This is a genomic window from Mycobacteriales bacterium, from assembly GCA_036497565.1.
Lineage (GTDB): Bacteria > Actinomycetota > Actinomycetes > Mycobacteriales > QHCD01 > DASXJE01.
Genome location: DASXJE010000166.1, coordinates 1 through 18,575, shown reverse-complemented (window position 1 = coordinate 18,575; position 18,575 = coordinate 1). Strand labels below are relative to the sequence as shown.

Here is an 18,575-nt window from a genome sequence, read left to right as displayed (position 1 = left end):
TGTTATCCCACGCCTGCTCCGACGGCCCGTCCTATCCCATAGGTGGCCGCGGCGGCAAATCCGCCGAGCAGAAGTTGGCGGGTGCCACTGTATATCCAGCTGCGGTTGGTGAAGCGCGCGGTCACCGCGCCGGTCACGAACAACCCCACCGCGGACAGGATCGCGGCGATGAGAAAGGACGAGGCCCCGAGCAGGTAGGGCAGCAACGGGACGAATGCACCCACGGTGAACGCGCAGAACGACGACGCGGCGGCGGTCCACGGCGATGGCAGGTCGTCGGGGTCGACGCCGAGCTCCTCCCGGGCATGTACCCGCCAGGCCTGGTCGGGGTTGGCGGAGAGCTGCTCGGCCACCGTGCGGGCGACGGCGGGTTCGACTCCGCGCGACTCGTAGAGCTCGGCGAGCTCGCGCATCTCGGCGTCAGGGCTGCGGTGGATCTCGCGCTGCTCGACCGAAATCTCCTGCCGGGTCAGCTCGGTCTGCGACGACACGGAGGTGTATTCGCCCGTGGCCATCGACACTGCGCCGGCGACCAGACCCGCGAGCCCGGTGAGGGTGACCGTGTGCGCCGAGACGCCGCCGCCGGCGACCCCGGCGATCAGCGAGACGTTGGAGACCAGTCCGTCCATGACACCGAATACCGCCGGCCGCAGCCAGCCGCCGGTGACGTCGCGGTGGGAGTGGTGGATCTCCGCATCCACCGGCTCGCCGTCCGCCGGCCGCTCAGGGTCATGGCTCGTCGACACGCGAGGAGGGTACGTCGGGGGCCCGACCTGCGGTCGATGTGGAGTCCTCGGCCGTCCCACCCGGCGCATCGTCGGACGGGTGGCCCGGCCCCTCTCCCGGGTCGCCGCCCAGCTCGGCGGGCTGTTCGCGCGGTCCGCGGTGGGTGAGGAAGTAGACGAGCGCGCCGAGGAAGCACAGCATCGCGACCCAGTCGTTGAGTCGCAGTCCGAAGATGTGGTTGGCGGGGTCGACCCGCAGGTATTCGATCCAGCCGCGGCCGACGGTGTAGGTCATCACGTAGAGCGCGAACGCCCGGCCCCGGCCGAGCTGGAAGCGCCGGTCGGCCCACACCACCAGTCCCGCAGTCCCCAGATCCCACAGGCACTCGTAGAGGAATGTCGGCTGGAAATGGCCGAGCACCTCCGGCTTTCCGTTCACGGTGACCGCGTGGTGCGTCGCGGGATCGATGTTGTAGATGGTCAGGCCCCACGGCTTCGTGGTCCTGGCGCCGTAGAGCTCGTTGTTGAACCAGTTGCCGAACCGGCCGGCGGCCTGCGCGACGGCGAGGGCCGGAGCGGCGGCGTCGGCGAACGGCGCCAGTTTGATGCCGCGGCGGTGCAGCCCGATCCAGGCACCGAGTGCGCCGAAGATGACGGCGCCCCAGATGCCGAGTCCCCCGTCCCAGACCTTGAACGCGTCGATCGGGTCGCGTCCGGCGCCGAAGTAGAGCTCCGGATCGGTGACCACGTGGTAGATCCGGGCACCGACCAGGCCGAAGGGCACCGCCCAGACCGCGATGTCGGTGAACGTCCCCCGCCGCCCGCCGCGAGCGACCCACCGCCGCTCGCCGATCATGATGGCGATGACGACACCGAGGATGATGCACACGGCGTAGGCCCGGATGGGGAACGGGCCGAGCTGCCACGCGTTCTGCGTCGGGCTCGGGAGGTACGCCAGGTTCACGCGACCACCGTACGGCGTCGGCGGCCGCCATCAGGCGCTACCTCTGCCGCCCGGCACCCGCTATGGTCGCCGACATGAAACAGGTGGTGCGGGCGGCGGCCGCACTGCTCACCGACGGACAACAGCGCGCCTTGCTCGTGCAACAGGGCTACGGACAGCGCCGCTGGGGCCTGCCGGGCTCCGGGATCCGCGCCGACGACCTGCCCGTTCGGGCGGTGGTGCGCGAGGTGCGGGTGGAGACGGCGTTGGAGATCGAGGTCGTCGACCTCATCGGTCTCTATCACCTCAGCGGTAACGAGCCCGAGGGCGAGGAAGGGCTGCCCGACCTGCTCACCTACGTCTTCGGGTGCCGGGTGGCGGGCGGCGAGCCGGTGCTGAACGAGATGGGGCGGATCTCCCGGCTCGGCTGGTACGACCTGTCCGACGTCCCGCATCCGGCGACCACGACCGCCAAGGCGGCGATGAAGGACGCGGCCGCCGGCCGCTCGGGCGTGGTCGCCGACCTGTCCCGCTGACCCAGTCAGGAGCGGGCCGGTCGCGCCGCGCGGCGTACGCCGTCGGCGAGATCGGCGGTGAGGTCGCGCAGCGCCGCGAGCCCCGAGGCCGGGTCGGGGGCGTCGAGCAGGCACCGGACGAAGGCCGAGCCGACGATCACGGCATCGGCGAAGGACCCGACCTCCGCCGCCTGCTCGCCGTTCTTGACCCCCAACCCGACGCCGACCGGCATGTCGGTCGCCGCCCGGATCCGGGCGACGAGATCCGGGGCGCGGCTGCTGGTCTGCTCCCGCGCGCCGGTCACGCCCATCACCGAGGTGGCGTAGAGGAACCCGCGGCTGGCCGCGGCGGCGGCCGCGATCCGCAGATCGGTCGAACTGGGCGAGACGAGGAAGACCCGGTCGAGGCCATGGGCGTCGCTGGCCGCGGGCCAGCCGTCGGCCTCCTCCGGGATCAGGTCCGGGGTGATCAGGCCGGCGCCGCCGGCGGCGGCGAGATCGGCGGCGAACCGGTCGACGCCGTGGCGGACGACCGGGTTCCAGTAGGTCATGATCAGCGTCGGTGCTCCGGTGGCGGCGACCGCCTCGACCGTGCGCAGTACGTCGCCGGTGCGGACCCCGCCGCGTAGCGCCTGATCGGCGGCGGCCTGGATCGTCGGGCCGTCCATGACCGGATCGCTGTACGGGAACCCGACCTCGACGATGTCGACGCCGGCCTCGACCATCGTCGTCATCGCCTCGATGCCGCCGGCCACCGACGGGAACCCGGCCGGAAGGTAGCCGACGAGCAGCGGGCGGTGCTCGTCCCGGCCTCGCGCGAAGGCCTCGGCGAGCCCGCTCACGCGTCCAGCAACCCGAACCAGCGGGCCGCGGTGTCGACGTCCTTGTCGCCGCGGCCGGACAGGTTGACGATCACGAGGCCCTCCGGGCCGAGGTCGCGACCGACCTCGAGCGCGCCGGCGAGGGCATGCGCCGACTCGATCGCCGGGATGATCCCCTCGGTGCGGCAGAGCAGCCGGAACGCGTCCATCGCCGCCGCGTCGGTGACGGGGCGGTAGTCGACCCGGCCGCTGTCGTGCAGGAAGGCGTGCTCGGGGCCGACGCCGGGGTAGTCCAGGCCGGCCGAGATGGAGTGGCTCTCGATCGTCTGCCCGTCCTCGTCCTGCAGCAGGTAGGACGCGGCACCGTGCAGGACGCCCGGCGATCCCCCGGTCAGGGCGGCCGCGTGCCGGTTGCTCTCCACTCCTTCGCCGCCGGCCTCGAAGCCGAACAGCCGGACCGACTCGTCGCCCAGGAAGTCGTAGAAGATGCCGATCGCGTTGGATCCGCCGCCGACACAGGCGCAGACGGCGTCGGGCAGCCGCCCGACCTGGTCGAGCACCTGCTGACGCGCCTCGGCGCCGATGACCCGCTGGAAGTCCCGCACGATCATCGGGAACGGATGCGGTCCGCCCACCGACCCGATCAGGTAGTGGGTCGTCTCCACGTTGGTGACCCAGTCGCGGAACGCCTCGTTCATCGCGTCCTTGAGGGTCCGCGAACCGCTGGTGACCGGCACGACGGTCGCCCCGAGCAGCTCCATGCGGGCGACGTTGAGCGCCTGCCGCCGGGTGTCCTCCTCGCCCATGTAGACGACGCACTCGAGGTCGAGCAGCGCGCAGGCGGTGGCCGTCGCCACGCCGTGCTGACCGGCGCCGGTCTCCGCGATCACCCGCGGCTTGCCCATGCGCTGGGTCAGCAGGGCCTGCCCGAGCACGTTGTTGATCTTGTGGGCACCCGTGTGGTTGAGGTCCTCCCGCTTGAGCAGGACGGTCCCGCCGCCGGCGTGCTCGGCGAACCGGCGGGCCTCGGTGAGCAGGCTCGGCCGGCCGGCGTAGGTGCGCAGCAGGTGCGAGAGCCGGCCGGTGAACTCGGGGTCGGCCTGGGCCGCCTCGTACGCCGCGCCCAACTCGTCCAGTGCCGCGATCAGCGCCTCGGGGACGAACCGGCCGCCGTACGGGCCGAAGTGTCCCGACAGGTCGGGGACGACGGTCGCACGATCGGTCATCTGGTGGAGCTCATCTGGTCGGACGGGGTGTGGCGGGGTGCGATCCCGCGGTCACCAGGTCGGCGACCGCCTGCCGCGGGCTGGCGTTGGTGACCAGCCCCTCGCCGACCAGGACCGCGTCGGCGCCGGCGGCCGCGTAGCCGATCAGGTCGTGCGGGCCGCGTACCCCGGACTCGGCGATCTTCACGATCCGGGTCGGCAGGCCGGGGGCGATCCGCTCGAAGACCCCGCGGTCGACCTCCAGGGTGCGCAGGTCGCGGGCGTTGACGCCGATGACCCGCGCGCCGGCCTCCAGTGCGCGGTCGGCCTCACCTTCGTCATGAACCTCGACGAGCGCCGTCATTCCCAGGGACTCGACCCGCTCGACCAGGCCGACCAGGGCGTTCTGCGGCAGGGCGGCGACGATCAGCAGCACCAGGTCGGCGCCGTGGGCACGCGCCTCGTGCACCTGATAGGAGGAGATGACGAAGTCTTTGCGCAGCAACGGCACGCTGACCGACCGGCGTACGGCGTCGAAGTCGGCCAGCGACCCGTGGAACCGGCGTTCCTCGGTGAGCACGCTGATGACCCGGGCGCCACCGGCGGCGTATTCACACGCCAGCCCGGCCGGGTCCTCGATCGCCGCCAGCGCGCCGCGCGACGGGCTGGATCGCTTCACCTCGGCGATGACGCCGACGCCGGGCGCGCGCAGGACCGCCATCGCGTCCCGGGGCGCGGGGCGCTCCGCTGCGAGCCGCTTCAACTCCGCCAGCGGGCGGGCCGCCTCACGAGTGGCGACGTCTTCGCGGACTCCTACGAGGATCTCGTCGAGAACGCTCACGATGCTCGTCTTTCCTCGGAGGCTGAACGGCTGTCCCATGCTAGCCAGGTCCGCCGATCGAACCCGCCTCCCCCCCTCTGTCGCTCGACCGACGAGCGGTCGCCGCGCGGTCCAGCGGGACCGGTGGCTGCGGCACGGTGAACTCCCCGATTTCGACCGCCGGCGCGGGGCGTAACGGCAGCCGTACGACGAAACTGGCGCCCCCCTCCGGTGCCCGGCCGGCCTGCGCGGAGCCGCCCAGCCGGGTCGCCAGGCCGTGCACCAGTGCCAACCCCACGCCGGTGCCGACCCGGCGGATCCCGCGGTAGCGGTCGTAGAGCACGGAGCGCTCGAACGCGACGGCGAGATCGTCCTCGGTCAGCCCCGGACCGCCGTCGCGGAGCGCGAGGTAGGCCGCGCCGCCGCGCACGGCGAGGCCGAGCACGATGGGCGCGTCCGGCGGGGTGACCCGCAGCGCGTTCTCCGCCAACCCGTCGATGATCTGCCGGACCCTGGTCGGGTCGGTGACGGTGACCACCTCGTGGTCGGGAACCTCGAGCCGGAACCGCACCCGCTCGGCCCGGCACCGGGCCTGCCAGACCGCGCCGGCGTGCCGGACCAGCGCCGTGAGCTCGACCGGGGCGAGGTCGATGCGGAAGTTGTCGGCACCGAGCCGGGCCAGGTCGAGCAGGTCGCTGACCAGCCGCTCGAGCCGACGCGCCTCGGCCAGCATCGTGGCGCCGACCGGAGCCGTGTCCGGGCCGGTCGTGACCCCGTCCGCGAGTGATTCGGCGAAACCGGAGATGGCGGTCAGCGGAGTCCGGAGCTCGTGCGACACCGACAGCAGGAATTCGCGCTGCCGACCCTCGCTGCGTTCCAGGGCGGCGGCCAACGAGTTCAGCGACTCCGCCACCTCGGCGACCTCGGCCGGGCCCTCGGGCACCAGCCGGACGTCGCGCGCTCCGGCGGCGAGGTCGTGGGCCGCGCCGGCGGCCTTCTGCAGCGGCCGGGCGAGCCGCCGGGCGAGCAGCAGCCCGGCGATGACCGCCACGACGAGCCCGATCAGCAGCGCGAGCAGGGTGCGGCGCAACACCGGTGCGGCAAGGCCGGCCGCGTCGTTCTGCCGCTGCACCAACACGACGCCGCTCGACCCGGTCGGCCGTGCCTCGACGAGCACCGTGCTGCCCGACTCGCGCCGGGTGACCGACAGGTCGTGACCGGCCAGCACGCCCTGCACGTCGCCGGAGGTGAGGATGTCGCGGGCCAGCGGATCACCGACGACGGCCCCGGCCGGGGTGATCATGGCGATCCGGATCTTCTCGGCCGAGAGCAAGCGGACCTGACGGTGCAGCCGGAGTACCTCGCCGGTCTGGGCCCGTTGGACCGCGACGGTGGTGGCGAGCGCGCCGAGGCTGCGCCGGGCCTGCCCGAGCGCCGCGGACCGCACGAGGCTGAAGGACACCAGGCCGGCGACCACGACGGTCACCACGGCGACCACCGTGGTCACCAACGCGACCCGGAAGGCCAGCGTCCGGCGGCGGGTCATCGTCCCGGTGGCTCCGCGGCGTAGCCCACGCCACGGACGGTGCGGATCGGGCTGGCCCCGCCGAGCTTCCCGCGCAGCTGCGCGACGTGCACGTCGACGGTCCGGGTGCCGGCCACGGCGGCGTAACCCCAGACCTGGGAGAGCAGGTGCTCGCGGCTGTAGACCCGACCCGGCCGGCGCATCAGGAAGGCGAGCAGGTCGAACTCGGTGGTGGTCAGGGTCACCTCGTCCTCGACCACCCAGGCCCGGCGCCGCGCCGGGTCGATGCGCACCGGTCCGACGGTGAGCAGTGGCGTGTCCTCGGGCTCGCCCCGCGCGCGCCGCAGCACGGTCTTCACCCGGGCGACCAATTCGCGCGGAGAGAACGGCTTGGTGACGTAGTCGTCGCCGCCGAGCTCGAGTCCGACCACCCGGTCGACCTCGTCGTCGCGGGCGGTGACGAAGAGCACGGGCGTCCAGTCGCCGTCCGCGCGCATCCGGCGGCAGACCTCGGTCCCGTCGAGGCCGGGGAGGGCGACGTCGAGGATCACGGCCACCGGGCGCAGCCGGCGTACCGCCGAGAGCGCGGCCTCGCCGTCGGTCTCCACCTGGACGCCGAACCCCTCGCGGACGAGGTAGATCCGTTCGAGCTCGGCGATCGCCTGCTCGTCCTCCACCACGAGGACCAGACCCTTCGCGGTGTGGTCCTCGGTCATCGGTGGCGCCTCATCGCTGCCTCCTCGGGTCCGACCGTACGGCGTCACCGTGACCCATCCGGGGTCGACCACGGTCAGCGGGAGGTTCGGGCAGTGTTCGAGCGCGATTCGCTCGGCCGGTCAGCGGGCGGTCGGATCGTCCCCCCGGTCCAGCGCGTCCCAGAGGTGCCGGTCGGGCACGTCCCCATCGACCGGGTCATCGTCGGGGCCGGCGACGGGGCGGTCTTCGGGACCGCCGGTCCGGCCGCCGCCGGCGGTGCCGACGACCGCGTGCTCGACCGGGGCGTCGTAGCGCGCGCCCATCGCCGGCCAGCGGGAGCCGCGAACCACGATCAGCACTCCGGCCGCGGCGAGCAGCAGCGCCCCGATCAGCACGACGACCACCGTGCCCTGGTGGGTGGCGGCCGCTATCCGGGCGTGCGCCGGTACGCCGACGACCGGCCCGGCGCCGGAGAGCAGCGACTCGGCCCGGGCGGAGGTGATGCCGCCGAGTGCCGCCCCCGCACGGGTCGCGGCGAGGACACCGGCGGCGGCGAGCAGGACGCCCACGACGACCCGGCCGACCGACCGGGTGGCGAGCAGCGCGACGACGCCGGCCAGCCCGACGATGCCCAGCGCCGTCAGCAGCGGTTCGGCGGTGGAGCCGCTGATCACGTGGACCAGCGGCGGCAGCGGCGGGGTGCGGGGCGCCGTGACGGTGACCCACGGCCGGCCGGCCAGCACCAGCATGAGCGCGGCACCGACCGCTCCCCCGGCGATCGCCGCCATCAGTTCCCGGCGACCGGCCGGCGCTGCGGTCACGACGGCGGCCGCAACTTCTGCGCGGTCGCGATCGCCCGAAGCACGGCCTTGGCCTTGTTCTGCGACTCCTGCTCCTCCGCGGCCGGGTCGGAGTCGGCGACGATTCCGCCGCCGGCCTGCACATAAGCCACCCCGTCGCGCATCACCGCGGTGCGGATGGCGATCGCCATGTCGAGGTCGCCGGCGAAGTCGAGGTAGCCGACGGTGCCGCCGTAGACGCCGCGGCGTACCGGCTCCAGCTCGTCGATGATCGCCATCGCCCGCGGCTTGGGCGCACCGGAGAGGGTGCCGGCCGGGAAGCAGGCCGCGAACACGTCGTAGGCACTGCGGCCCGGCGCCACCTCGCCGACGATGGTCGACACGATGTGCATCACGTGGCTGTAGCGCTCGATGCCCATGAAGTCGATGACGTCGATGCTGCCCGGCACGCACGCCCGGCCGAGGTCGTTACGGCCGAGGTCGACCAGCATGACGTGCTCGGCGCGTTCCTTGGGGTCGGCCATCAGTTCGGCGGCGAGCCGCGCGTCCGCCTCCGGCGTCTCCCCACGCCACCGGGTGCCGGCGATCGGGTGCAGCATCGCCCGACCCTCGGTGACCGTGACCAGCGCCTCCGGCGACGACCCGACCACGTCGGTCCCGTCGGGGAGCCGCACGAGGTACATGTACGGGCTCGGGTTGGTCGTGCGCAGGACGCGGTAGACGTCGAGCGGTTCGGCCGCCGTACGCATCTCGAAGCGCTGCGACACGACCACCTGGAACGCCTCGCCGGCCCGGATCTCCTCGATGACCCGGCGTACGGCGGGACCGATCCCCTCCGGTGAGTTGGAGGTGTAGTCCGGCTCCGTCGGCTCGAGCACCGCGACCCCGGCGGGCGTCGGCGCGGTGAGCGCCCGACCCATCGCGTCGAGCCGGGCGACCGCGTCGTCGTAACACCAGTCGACGTCGCCTGAGCCGCCGGAGTCGCCGGGGAACGCGTTGGCCACGAGCAGAATCGACCCGTCGTCGTGGTCGAGCACGGCGAGGTCGGTGGACAGCATCATCGCCAGTTCGGGGAGCCCGAGGTCGTCCTTGGCGTGCTCGGGCAACCGCTCCAGTCGCCGGACCGCGTCGTAGCCGACGTAACCGACGAGCCCGCCGGTCAACGGCGGCAGGTCGGGCAGCCGCGGCGAGCGGAGCCGTTCGACGGTCAGCCGCAGCGCCTCGAGCGGGTCGTCGGGCAGGTCGGCGAAGACCGGCTCACCGAGCCATGCGGTGCGGCCGTCGCGCTCGGTGAGCACCGCGGGGCAGCGCACACCGACGAAGGAGTAGCGCGACCAGGAGCGGCCGTGCTCGGCCGACTCGAGCAGGAACGTGCCGGGACCGCCGGCCAGCTTGCGGTAGACGCCGATCGGCGTCTCGCTGTCGGCCAGCAGCCGGCGGGTCACCGGGATGACCCGGTGGCTGCCACTCTCGACGAGGCCGCGGAAGGCGTCCCGGGCCGGCGACGCGGATGCGGTCATCGCGAAGTGGCCACCGGCTCGCCGACCTGGCACGGCAGGACGTCGACGTCGAAGCAGGTGCGGTCGCCGGTGTGGCATGCGGCGCCGATCTGGTCGACCTTGACCAGCACCGTGTCGGCGTCACAGTCCAGGGCGACGGACTTGACCCACTGCTGGTGACCGGAGGTCTCCCCCTTCACCCAGTACTCCGACCGGCTCCGGCTCCAGTAGGTGCACCGGCCGGTGGTGAGCGTGCGGTGCAGCGCCTCGTCGTCCATCCACCCGACCATGAGGACCTCGCCGGTGTCGTGCTGCTGCGCGACCGCGGGGAAGAGTCCGTGCTCGTCGCGCTTGAGGCGGCGGGCGATGTCGGGATCGAGGTGCGAGGGACGGGCCATGGACCCCATTGTGCCGGGTCGGCCGTCCGGCGCCGCGTCCCGCCTCGGTCGCGGACCCGCCTACGATCCGGGCGTGACCACCCACTCCCGCCAGGAACGCGAGGCGCTGGCCGATTCGCTCCTCGACGTCGGCCCGCACGCCCCCACCGTCTGCGACGGCTGGACCGCCGCGGACCTCGCCGCGCACGTCGTCGTACGCGAACGCTCCCCCGTCGCCGGGCTGGGCATCGTGGTGCCGCCGCTCGCCGGCGTCACCGCGCGGGCCATGGACCGGCTGCGCACCTCGCAGTCCTACGACGCCCTGGTCGAGACGCTGCGGCAGGGCCCGCCGCGCTGGTCGCCGTTCGGCGTGAGCTCGGCGGTGGAGGCGGCGGCCAACACGATCGAGATGTTCATCCACCACGAGGACGTGCGCCGCGGCCAGCCCTCCTGGGAGCCGCGCGACCTCGATCCGGGGCTGGAGGCGCTGCTCGCGCGACGGTTCGCGTCCAGTGCCCGGCTGATGACCCGGCACGCGCCGGTCGGGGTGCGGTTCCGGCTGCCGGACGGGACCGTCGTACAGGGCAGGTCGGCCAACCCGACCGTCGTCGTATCCGGGCCGGCGGGCGAACTCACGCTCTACGCGTCCGGCCGCCAACGTGTCGCCCGGGTCGACGTCGACGGCGACGACGCCTCCGTCGCTGCCCTCGCCGGTGCCCGCCTCGGCCTCTGACCGGGACCGCACGGTCCGCCGGCGCAGCCGCCGAGGAGGGCCGGCCGGGTGGACAAAACCCACTACTAGTGGGTTTTGGGCAGCTCTGGCGGCGTGTCGTGGACCAGAAGCCACTACTAGTGGGTTTTGTCCACGGGGGCGCGGCCCCGGCGCGCGCCGTCCCAGGTTACGGGCGGGCGTAGTGCAGGGTGTCGGCGGCGACCTCGACGGCGTCGGCGACCCACGGGTCGGTCAGCGACCGGTCGTCGACGAGCCGTACGGCGTCCGCCGCCCGCTCCCACAGCGCGACGCAGGTGTCGCCGGTGAACCAGCCCTCATAGGAGATTCCGTCGGCGGGCGTCGCGTCGTAGAGCGCCCGGGCGACCTGCTGGGTGAGCGCCCGGTCGCGGCTACGCAGCGCGCCGGCCGGCCGGCCGAGTTCGACCGCCGCGTCGCCCCGGGTGTCGGCCAGCCGCAGCGCGCGGTCCAGTTCGATGACGGCGAGCCGGTGGCTCGGCAGCGGATCGACCCAGCGGTCGTCCCCGAACGCCTCGGCCACGGCGCAGCGCAGGCTCTCCGTCGCGTAGAGCACGCCGTGGTGCGGATGCCGTCGCGCCGGGCCGGCCGGATGGTGGTCGAACCGCCCGGCGCGGTGCGGTCCGAAGTAGCGGAACTTCGCGCCGTCGGCGTAGAAGCGGGCGTCGTAGATCCGCAACCACCGGTTGTGCTCCGGTACGTCGACCAGCCGCGGCCGGCCGGGAAAGGTCACCGAGAGCCGACGGCCGTCGCGGCCTCGATCACCGCGTCGACCTGCCCGCGGCTTAACCGCTCGAGCGGGGTCTCGTCGTCGAGCTGCCGGGACGGCAGGGTGAACCACCGCACCCGACCCACCAGCGAGCGTTCCGGCAGCGCGTGCCAGACGTCGAGGACGCCGTCGGTGAGGGCGTCGCCGGTGAACTGCCAGTGCGGGTAGCGCCAGTCGCCGCGGTGCCGGAAGGCGACGAGGTCGTCCTTGCCCCGCCGCTTGGTCACCGCCGCGGGGCTGATCCCCAGCCGGGCGGCGACCTCCGCGGTGGACAGCGAGTCGCGGACCAGATCCGCCCGCACCTGCGCCGCCCGGGCCAGGTTGCGGGCGCGCGCGGCGGCCACCTGCTCGGGCTCGGCGGCCGGCACCTGGTCCGGCAGCGCAGTGGGGCGGGCCCGCTGGGAGAGGGCGAGCACCCGCAGGAAGGCGTCCTCGAGCTCCCGCCGTTCGGTGTCGGCGAGGTTGTCGAGCAGGCCGGCGAGGTCGGGCAGCCGGTCGGTCAGCGCGGTCATGACCCCAGTCTAGTAGCGCTGGTAGTCACCTGACCAGCGCAACCAGCCCAACAGCCGGCACCCAGCGTCAACGCACCTCGACGCCGTCGGCGCGCAGCGCCGACTTGACCGTCGCGATGGAGATCTCACCGAAGTGGAAGACGCTCGCCGCGAGCACCGCGTCCGCGCCGGAGTGCACGGCCGGCGAGAAGTCGCCGACCGCCCCGGCGCCGCCGCTCGCCACCACCGGGACGCCGACCTCCGCCCGGACCGCGGCGATCATGTCGAGGTCGAACCCGTCCCGGGTGCCGTCGGCGTCCATGGAGTTGACCACGATCTCGCCGGCGCCGAGGTCGACCCCCCGGCGTACCCAGTCCAGCAGGTCGAGGCCGGCGGACTGCCGGCCGCCGTGGGTGGTGACCTCGAAGCCGCTGGCCACCCCGTCCGCCCGCCGGGCGTCGACCGACAGCACGACGCATTGCGCCCCGAACCGCAGCGCGGCTTCGTGCAGCACCTCCGGGCGGGCGACGGCCGCCGTGTTGAGCGAGACCTTGTCCGCGCCGGCCCGCAGCAGCCGGTCGACGTCGTCGACGGTGCGCACCCCGCCGCCCACGGTCAGCGGGATGAAGACCTGCTCGGCGGTCCGGCGTACGACGTCGAAGGTCGTCTCCCGCGCGCCGGAGGACGCGGTGATGTCGTAGAAGACCAGCTCGTCGGCGCCCTCGCGGTCGTAGGCCCGGGCCAGCTCCACCGGGTCGCCGACGTCGACGTTGGACAGGAACCGCACGCCCTTCGTCACCCGGCCGGCGTCCACGTCGAGGCACGGGATCACCCGTACGGCGACGCTCATCGCGCCCGGGCCGCGGGACTCACCGCGCGCCTGCCCCGGTGTAGCCGTCCACCTCGACCTCGACGAGCAGCTGCGGGTCGATCAGACCGGCGACGACCACCATCGTGGCGGCCGGCCGGATCGCGCCGAAGGTCTCCTGATGGGCCCGGCCGACGTCGCCGGCGTGGGCCCGGTCGACGACGTACATGCGGGTGCGGACGACGTCGGCGGCGCCGAGCCCCGCCTGACGCAGCGCGGACAGCGCGATCTCGATCGCCGTACGAGCCTGCTGGTAGGCATTCCCCGCGTGCCGGACCCGGCCCTCCACCGTGGCCGTGCAACCGGAGACCAGCACCCACGGGCCGGCGCAGACTGCCCGGGAGTAGCCGATCGCGTCCTCGTACGGACTGTCCGACGAGATCCGCGCGATCGCACTCATCCGGCACCGACGGCGGCCAGCGCCTCGGGCAGGGTGAAGGCACCGGCGTAGAGCGCCTTGCCGACGATCGCGCCCTCCACCCCGATCGGTCCGAGTTGCGCGAGGGCCCGCAGGTCGTCCAGCTCCGCCACACCGCCGCTGGCCACGACCGGGCGCGGCGTCGCGGCGCACACCTCGCGCAGCAGATCGACGTTGGGCCCGGTCAGGGTGCCGTCTCGGCGCACGTCGGTGACGACGTAACGGGCACAGCCCTCGGCGTCGAGTCGGGCGAGGACCTCGAAGAGGTCGCCGCCCTCGCGGGTCCAGCCGCGTCCGGCCAGGGTGTGGCCGCGTACGTCGAGGCCCACCGCGACCCGGTCGGCGAACTCGCCGATGACCCGCTTGCACCACGACGGGTCCTCGAGAGCGGCGGTGCCGACGTTGACCCGGGCGCAGCCGGTCGCCAGTGCCGCGGCGAGCGACTCGTCGTCGCGGATCCCGCCGGAGAGCTCGACCGCGACGTCGACCCGGCGCACCACGTCGGCCAGCAGGTCGCGGTTGGACCCGCGGCCGAACGCCGCGTCGAGGTCGACGAGGTGGATCCACTCGGCCCCGGCCTGCTGCCAGGCCAAGGCCGCGTCGACCGGGTCGCCGTAATTGGTCTCCGTACCGGCCTCGCCGCGGACCAGGCGCACCGCCTTGCCGCCGGAGACGTCGACCGCGGGCAGCAGGGCGAAGGGCACGGCGGGACTCCGGGGATCGGACCGGGCGGGGGTACTCCTTGGCAGGCTAGCCAACGCGGTGCGGCCCTGTTCGGGCACGGTGAGCTCGCTGCGGGCCCGCGGCCGGGTCGAGGGTGCCCACCCAGTTGGCCAGCAGTACGGCGCCGGCGTCGCCGGACTTCTCCGGGTGGAACTGGGTGGCCGCGAGCGGCCCGCGCTCGACGGCGGCGACGAACCGCTCGCCGTGGTGGGCCGTGGTGACGATCCCGTCGGTGTCGGTCGCGGCGTAGGAGTGCACGAAGTAGAACCGCGTCCCCGGGGCGATGCCGGCGAAGAGCCGGCTCTCCGGCGGGGCGTCGACGGTGTTCCAGCCCATGTGCGGCAGGACGTCGGCGTCCAGTCGGCGGACGACGCCGGGCAGCGCGCCGAGGCCCGCCGTGCGGACCCCGTGCTCGTCGCCGGTGTCGAAGAGCACCTGCATGCCCACGCAGATGCCGAGCACCGGCCGGCCCTCGTCGAGCCGGGCCCGGACGATGTCGCCGCCGCCCACCGAGGCGAGTCCGGCGGCGCAGGCGGCGAATGCCCCGACCCCGGGGACGACGAGGCCGTCGGCGTCGCGCGCGGCGGCGGCGTCGGCGGTGACGGTCACCTCGGCACCGGCCCGGGCCAGCGCGCGTTCCGCCGACCGGAGGTTGCCGGAGCCGTAGTCGAGGACCACCACCCGTGTCATGTCAGACCAACCGGAGGATGCCGCCGACGACGGCGAGCACCGCGCAGACCGCGAGCGCCACCGCGACGATCTGTCCCCGCCGCGCGCGGCCCTCGCCCTTCGACTGCTGCCACACGCTGTAGGCGCCGCCCAGCAGGAAACCGCCCACGACGATCAGCAGCGTCGACACCTAGAGCGTCCCCTTGGTGCTGGGTACGCCGACCACGCGCGGGTCGGGCGCCGCCGCGTCGCGCAGCGCCCGGGCCACGGCCTTGCACTGCGCCTCGGCGATGTGGTGGGCGTCGCGGCCGGAGAGCACCCGCACATGCAGCGCGATCCGGGCGTTCTGCGCGAACGACTCCCACATGTGCCGCACGAGCGTGCCGGGGAAGTCGCCGCCGATGACGACGGTCTCCATGATCGCTGGCTCGTCGTGCACCAGGTAGGGCCGGCCGGACAGGTCGACGGCGACCTGCACGAGGCACTCGTCCAACGGGACCAGCGAATCGCCGAACCGCCGGATGCCGGCCTTGTCGCCGAGCGCGATCTCGAGCGCCTGCCCGAGCGCGATCGCGGTGTCCTCGACGGTGTGATGCGCGTCGATGTGGACGTCGCCGTCGGTGCGCACGGTCAGGTCGAACCCGGCGTGCCGGCCGAGCTGGCCGAGCATGTGGTCGTAGAAGCCGACGCCGGTGGCCACGTCGGTGACGCCGGTGCCGTCGAGGTCGAGCTCGACCAGCACCCGCGTCTCGGCGGTGTCGCGCTTGACCTGCGCGGTGCGACTCATCCGGCAATCCTAGGTGACCGCCGGATGTCGTCGACCGCCGAAAGGAAACTGTCCACTTCGGACGGCGTGCCGGCGGTCACCCGGAGCCAGCCCGGCAGGCCGACGTCGCGGATGAGTACGCCGCGGTCGAGCAGGCTCTGCCACATCGCCGCCGAATCGCCGAATCCCCCGAACAGCACGAAGTTGGCGTCGGACTCGACGACGTCGAAGCCGCGCTCCCGCAATGCTGACTCGAGCAAATCCCGCTGGGCCTTCACCTGTTCCACAGTGGACAGAAGCGCCGGCGCATGGGCGACGGCCACCCGCGCCACCGCCTGCGTCAACGCCGACAGGTGGTAGGGCAGCCGCACCAGCTGCAGGGCGTCGATCACCGCCGGATCGGCGGCGACGTATCCGACCCGCAGCCCGGCCATGGCGAACGCCTTCGACATGGTGCGGGTCACCGCGAGCCGCGGATTGCCCGGGAGCAGGGTCAACGCGCTCGGCGTACCGGCGCGGGCGAACTCGTGATAGGCCTCGTCGACCACGACCATCCCGGCTGCCTCGGCGAGTACCGCGTCGACCACGTCGAGGCCGAGTGCGGTGCCGGTGGGGTTGTTGGGTGAGCAGAGGAACACCACGTCGGGCCGGTGCTCGCGTACCTGCGCCGCGGCGTAATCCGGCGACACCGAGAAGTCCCCCGCCCGGGACACGTCGATCCAGGCCGTGCCGGTGCCGGCGGAGATGATCGGGTGCATCGAGTACGACGGCGTGAAACCGAGCGCCGTGCGCCCCGGGCCGCCGAAGGCCTGCAGCAGTTGCTGCAGCACCTCGTTGGACCCGTTGGCCGCCCACACCTGGGCCGGGGACAGATCGTGCCCGAGGTAGCGCGTGAGATCCGCCCGCAGCTCGACCGCCTCGCGGTCGGGGTAGCGGTTGAGACCGGCCGCGACACCGGCCACGGCGTCGGCGATCGCCGCGACGAGGTCGGCCGGCGGCGGGTAGGAGTTTTCGTTGGTGTTCAGCCGCACCGGAACGTCGACCTGTGGCGCGCCATAAGGCGATCGGCCCCGCAGGTCGTCGCGCAGCGGCAGCTGGTCGAGCGACGTCACCGTGCGCTCCGCCGGTCGCGGATCTGCACCGCGGCGGCGTGCGCGGGCAGATCCTCCGCCTGCGCCAGGGCGACGACGTGCCCGGCGACCCCGGAAAGCGCTGCCTCGTCGTAGTCGACGACGTGCATGCCCTTGAGGAACGTCTGCACCGACAACCCGCTGGCGTGCCGGGCGGTGCAGCCGGTGGGCAGGACGTGATTGGACCCGGCGCAGTAGTCACCGAGCGACACCGGCGAGTGCGGCCCGACGAAAATGCAGCCGGCGTTGACGATCCGCCCGGCGACCGCGCCGGCGTCGCGGGTGATCACCTCGAGATGCTCTGCGGCGTAGGCATTGGCGACGTCGACGCCCTGGTCGAGGTCGCGGACCAGGACGATCCCGGACTGTGTCCCGGTGAGTGCCGTGGTCACCCGCTCGACGTGCTTGGTCGCCGCGACCTGCGCGGCCACCTCGGCGTCGACGGCGGCGGCGAGCGCCTCGCTGTCGGTGATCAGCACGGAGGCGGCGACGGTGTCGTGCTCGGCCTGGCTGATCAGGTCGGCGGCGACGTAGGCCGGGTCGGCGCCGTCGTCGGCGAGCACCGCGATCTCCGTCGGACCGGCCTCGGAGTCGATGCCGACGACGCCGCGCAGCAGCCGCTTGGCGGCCGCGACGTAGACGTTGCCCGGACCGGTGACCATGTCGACCCGGCGGCACTCGTCGGTGCCGTAGGCGAACATCGCGACGGCCTGGGCGCCGCCGACGGCGTAGACCTCGTCGACGCCGAGCAGCGCGCAGGCGGCGAGGATCACCGGGTGCGGGCGGCCGCCGTACTCCCGCTGCGGCGGTGACGAGACGGCGAGCGAGCGGACTCCGGCGACCTGCGCGGGTACGACGTTCATCACGACGCTGGACGGGTACACCGCCAGCCCGCCCGGGACGTACAACCCGACCCGAGCGACCGGGATCCAGCGTTCGCTGACCGTGCCGCCCGGGACGACGTCGACCTCGGTTGCCGCCCGGCGTTGTGCCTCGTGAACGATTCGGGCGCGCCGGATCGATTCCGTGAGAGCGTCGCGCACTGCGGGGTCGAGCTCGTCGAGCGCGCGCTGCAGCGCGGCGGACGGCACCCTCGGGTCGGCGACGTCGACGCCGTCGAAGCGCATCGTCGCCTCACGCGCGGCGGCGTAGCCGCGCGCGGCCACGTCCTCGACGAGCGGAGTCACAGCTTGCAACGCCGCCCCGACATCAACCTCGGCACGAGGCAGCACTCGCCGCAGCACGGATGGCCGGGGTGCCGCGGTTGTCCACAGCGCCGACAGTTCGATACGCCGCATCACGTCCTCGAAGCTTACGGGCCGACGGCCCGACCATGCGGGCTACCGTGGACCTGTGGCCGATGCCGCGCACGAGGTCATCCCGATCTTTCCGCTCGGGCACGTGCTCATGCCCGGCTGCACCCTTCCGTTGCACATCTTCGAACCGCGCTACCGGGCGCTGCTCGCGGACGTCACCGCGGACGACGGTCCCGGGCACTTCGGGGTCGTCGTGATCACGCCCGAGCGTGCGTCCGCGGAACCCGAACTCGCCGCCGACTACGAGCCGATCGGGACGCTGGCCCGGGTGCTCGAGGTGCACCCCGGCCCCGGCGGCACCTCCGCCGTGCTGACAGGTGGCACCCGCAGGTTTCGGGCGCACCGCATCGTGGACTCGCCGGCGCCCTACCTCGAGGCGGAAGTGAGCTATCTCGAAGAGGTCGCCGGGGCCATCCCGCCGAATCTGCCCGACGCGACCAAGGCATTGGCCACCGAGTACTCACGGTTGATCGCCGTGCTCACCGGCGGCGAGGCGGGGTCTCGTGATCCCTACCCGGACGACGACATCCTGTTGTCCTACCGACTGGCGAGCGAGGTACCGCTACCCACTGAGGATCGTCAGCAACTACTGGAAGACGCGGACGCCGCGATCCGGTTGTTGCACGTCCGGCAGGTGATGCGACGCGAGGTGGCCTTACTACGGCACACCCGGACCATCGCGGTGTCGCCCGCCGTCCTGCAGATCGCTCTCCGCCCGGGCTGACGGATCGGCTTGCGCCGGCAAGGACGG

The 18,575-nt window shown here is 73.3% G+C and carries 22 protein-coding genes and 1 pseudogene; 3 read left to right on the top strand and 20 right to left on the bottom strand.

Annotated elements, in window-relative coordinates:
• Positions 1–2: 2 nt before the first annotated feature.
• Both VGH85_14205 and lgt read right to left on the bottom strand, forming a co-directional pair.
• On the bottom strand, positions 3–746 hold the full coding sequence (locus VGH85_14205; protein ID HEY2174957.1) for a VIT1/CCC1 transporter family protein: 744 nt from the start codon (positions 744–746) through the stop codon (positions 3–5).
• Positions 730–1,689 (bottom strand): prolipoprotein diacylglyceryl transferase, encoded by a 960-nt coding sequence (gene lgt, locus VGH85_14200; GenBank protein HEY2174956.1) that lies wholly within the window; start codon positions 1,687–1,689, stop codon positions 730–732. Before lgt ends, VGH85_14205 begins: the two co-directional genes overlap by 17 nt.
• 74 nt (positions 1,690–1,763) lie before the next feature.
• Between lgt and VGH85_14195 the strand changes: the two genes are divergently transcribed.
• A complete protein-coding gene (locus tag VGH85_14195) occupies positions 1,764–2,204 on the top strand; it encodes an NUDIX hydrolase (GenBank protein HEY2174955.1) in 441 nt (146 codons plus the stop codon).
• Positions 2,205–2,209: 5 nt separating this feature from the next.
• On the opposite strand, the gene trpA is transcribed toward VGH85_14195, so the two are convergent.
• The 8 genes from trpA to hisI all read right to left on the bottom strand — a co-directional run bounded on the left by trpA (position 2,210) and on the right by hisI (position 9,947).
• Positions 2,210–3,046, bottom strand: a complete 837-nt coding sequence (gene trpA / locus VGH85_14190) for a tryptophan synthase subunit alpha (GenBank protein HEY2174954.1) — start codon at positions 3,044–3,046, stop codon at positions 2,210–2,212.
• Positions 3,022–4,230, bottom strand: coding sequence for a tryptophan synthase subunit beta (trpB, locus tag VGH85_14185; GenBank protein HEY2174953.1), 1,209 nt, complete (start codon positions 4,228–4,230; stop codon positions 3,022–3,024). The genes trpA and trpB overlap by 25 nt, the downstream gene beginning before the upstream one ends.
• Before the next feature lie 10 nt (positions 4,231–4,240).
• Positions 4,241–5,089, bottom strand: coding sequence for an indole-3-glycerol phosphate synthase TrpC (trpC, locus tag VGH85_14180; protein HEY2174952.1), 849 nt, complete (start codon positions 5,087–5,089; stop codon positions 4,241–4,243).
• A 1-nt stretch (position 5,090) separates the two neighbouring features.
• Positions 5,091–6,575 (bottom strand): HAMP domain-containing sensor histidine kinase, encoded by a 1,485-nt coding sequence (locus tag VGH85_14175; protein HEY2174951.1) that lies wholly within the window; start codon positions 6,573–6,575, stop codon positions 5,091–5,093.
• Positions 6,572–7,270 (bottom strand): response regulator transcription factor, encoded by a 699-nt coding sequence (locus VGH85_14170; protein ID HEY2174950.1) that lies wholly within the window; start codon positions 7,268–7,270, stop codon positions 6,572–6,574. The genes VGH85_14175 and VGH85_14170 overlap by 4 nt, the downstream gene beginning before the upstream one ends.
• Before the next feature lie 120 nt (positions 7,271–7,390).
• Positions 7,391–8,071, bottom strand: coding sequence for a Trp biosynthesis-associated membrane protein (locus tag VGH85_14165; GenBank protein HEY2174949.1), 681 nt, complete (start codon positions 8,069–8,071; stop codon positions 7,391–7,393).
• A complete protein-coding gene (locus VGH85_14160; GenBank protein ID HEY2174948.1) occupies positions 8,068–9,570 on the bottom strand; it encodes an anthranilate synthase component I in 1,503 nt (500 codons plus the stop codon). The genes VGH85_14165 and VGH85_14160 overlap by 4 nt, the downstream gene beginning before the upstream one ends.
• Positions 9,567–9,947 carry a phosphoribosyl-AMP cyclohydrolase gene (hisI, locus tag VGH85_14155; GenBank protein HEY2174947.1) on the bottom strand — a complete coding sequence of 127 codons (381 nt, stop codon included), beginning with the start codon at positions 9,945–9,947 and terminating at the stop codon, positions 9,567–9,569. Before hisI ends, VGH85_14160 begins: the two co-directional genes overlap by 4 nt.
• Before the next feature lie 73 nt (positions 9,948–10,020).
• Between hisI and VGH85_14150 the strand changes: the two genes are divergently transcribed.
• Positions 10,021–10,659 (top strand): TIGR03085 family metal-binding protein, encoded by a 639-nt coding sequence (locus VGH85_14150; protein HEY2174946.1) that lies wholly within the window; start codon positions 10,021–10,023, stop codon positions 10,657–10,659.
• A gap of 166 nt (positions 10,660–10,825) precedes the next feature.
• Here VGH85_14150 and VGH85_14145 read toward each other — a convergent pair whose 3' ends face one another.
• The 10 genes and pseudogenes from VGH85_14145 to hisD form a co-directional block, all read right to left on the bottom strand.
• Positions 10,826–11,407 (bottom strand): RES family NAD+ phosphorylase, encoded by a 582-nt coding sequence (locus VGH85_14145; GenBank protein HEY2174945.1) that lies wholly within the window; start codon positions 11,405–11,407, stop codon positions 10,826–10,828.
• On the bottom strand, positions 11,404–11,955 hold the full coding sequence (locus VGH85_14140; GenBank protein ID HEY2174944.1) for a helix-turn-helix domain-containing protein: 552 nt from the start codon (positions 11,953–11,955) through the stop codon (positions 11,404–11,406). The genes VGH85_14145 and VGH85_14140 overlap by 4 nt, the downstream gene beginning before the upstream one ends.
• Before the next feature lie 67 nt (positions 11,956–12,022).
• Positions 12,023–12,784 (bottom strand): imidazole glycerol phosphate synthase subunit HisF, encoded by a 762-nt coding sequence (gene hisF, locus VGH85_14135; GenBank protein HEY2174943.1) that lies wholly within the window; start codon positions 12,782–12,784, stop codon positions 12,023–12,025.
• A gap of 19 nt (positions 12,785–12,803) precedes the next feature.
• Positions 12,804–13,202, bottom strand: coding sequence for a RidA family protein (locus tag VGH85_14130; GenBank protein HEY2174942.1), 399 nt, complete (start codon positions 13,200–13,202; stop codon positions 12,804–12,806).
• A complete protein-coding gene (gene priA / locus VGH85_14125; GenBank protein ID HEY2174941.1) occupies positions 13,199–13,924 on the bottom strand; it encodes a bifunctional 1-(5-phosphoribosyl)-5-((5-phosphoribosylamino)methylideneamino)imidazole-4-carboxamide isomerase/phosphoribosylanthranilate isomerase PriA in 726 nt (241 codons plus the stop codon). Before priA ends, VGH85_14130 begins: the two co-directional genes overlap by 4 nt.
• Before the next feature lie 118 nt (positions 13,925–14,042).
• Positions 14,043–14,633, bottom strand: a pseudogene (hisH, locus tag VGH85_14120) (imidazole glycerol phosphate synthase subunit HisH).
• Position 14,634: 1 nt separating this feature from the next.
• A complete protein-coding gene (locus VGH85_14115) occupies positions 14,635–14,802 on the bottom strand; it encodes a hypothetical protein (GenBank protein HEY2174940.1) in 168 nt (55 codons plus the stop codon).
• Positions 14,803–15,399 carry an imidazoleglycerol-phosphate dehydratase HisB gene (gene hisB / locus VGH85_14110; protein ID HEY2174939.1) on the bottom strand — a complete coding sequence of 199 codons (597 nt, stop codon included), beginning with the start codon at positions 15,397–15,399 and terminating at the stop codon, positions 14,803–14,805.
• Complete coding sequence (locus VGH85_14105; protein ID HEY2174938.1) at positions 15,396–16,490, bottom strand: histidinol-phosphate transaminase; 1,095 nt, start codon at positions 16,488–16,490, stop codon at positions 15,396–15,398. Before VGH85_14105 ends, hisB begins: the two co-directional genes overlap by 4 nt.
• Positions 16,487–17,806 carry a histidinol dehydrogenase gene (gene hisD / locus VGH85_14100; protein ID HEY2174937.1) on the bottom strand — a complete coding sequence of 440 codons (1,320 nt, stop codon included), beginning with the start codon at positions 17,804–17,806 and terminating at the stop codon, positions 16,487–16,489. The genes VGH85_14105 and hisD overlap by 4 nt, the downstream gene beginning before the upstream one ends.
• A gap of 55 nt (positions 17,807–17,861) precedes the next feature.
• On the opposite strand from hisD, the gene VGH85_14095 reads away from it, so the two are divergent.
• Positions 17,862–18,548: an LON peptidase substrate-binding domain-containing protein gene (locus VGH85_14095; protein ID HEY2174936.1), complete on the top strand. Its 687-nt coding sequence runs from the start codon at positions 17,862–17,864 to the stop codon at positions 18,546–18,548.
• Positions 18,549–18,575: the final 27 nt, after the last annotated feature.

What these genes read in the sequence shown, in the direction of transcription:
- VGH85_14195 (HEY2174955.1), top strand. Translation starts at nt 1,764, where the DNA reads ATGAAACAGGTGGTGCGGGCGGCGGCCGCACTGCTCACCGACGGACAA.
- trpB (HEY2174953.1), bottom strand. Translation starts at nt 4,230, where the DNA reads ATGACCGATCGTGCGACCGTCGTCCCCGACCTGTCGGGACACTTCGGC.
- trpC (HEY2174952.1), bottom strand. Translation starts at nt 5,089, where the DNA reads ATGGGACAGCCGTTCAGCCTCCGAGGAAAGACGAGCATCGTGAGCGTT.
- VGH85_14175 (HEY2174951.1), bottom strand. Translation starts at nt 6,575, where the DNA reads ATGACCCGCCGCCGGACGCTGGCCTTCCGGGTCGCGTTGGTGACCACG.
- VGH85_14170 (HEY2174950.1), bottom strand. Translation starts at nt 7,270, where the DNA reads ATGACCGAGGACCACACCGCGAAGGGTCTGGTCCTCGTGGTGGAGGAC.
- VGH85_14160 (HEY2174948.1), bottom strand. Translation starts at nt 9,570, where the DNA reads ATGACCGCATCCGCGTCGCCGGCCCGGGACGCCTTCCGCGGCCTCGTC.
- hisI (HEY2174947.1), bottom strand. Translation starts at nt 9,947, where the DNA reads ATGGCCCGTCCCTCGCACCTCGATCCCGACATCGCCCGCCGCCTCAAG.
- VGH85_14140 (HEY2174944.1), bottom strand. Translation starts at nt 11,955, where the DNA reads ATGACCGCGCTGACCGACCGGCTGCCCGACCTCGCCGGCCTGCTCGAC.
- hisF (HEY2174943.1), bottom strand. Translation starts at nt 12,784, where the DNA reads ATGAGCGTCGCCGTACGGGTGATCCCGTGCCTCGACGTGGACGCCGGC.
- VGH85_14130 (HEY2174942.1), bottom strand. Translation starts at nt 13,202, where the DNA reads ATGAGTGCGATCGCGCGGATCTCGTCGGACAGTCCGTACGAGGACGCG.
- hisB (HEY2174939.1), bottom strand. Translation starts at nt 15,399, where the DNA reads ATGAGTCGCACCGCGCAGGTCAAGCGCGACACCGCCGAGACGCGGGTG.
- hisD (HEY2174937.1), bottom strand. Translation starts at nt 17,806, where the DNA reads ATGCGGCGTATCGAACTGTCGGCGCTGTGGACAACCGCGGCACCCCGG.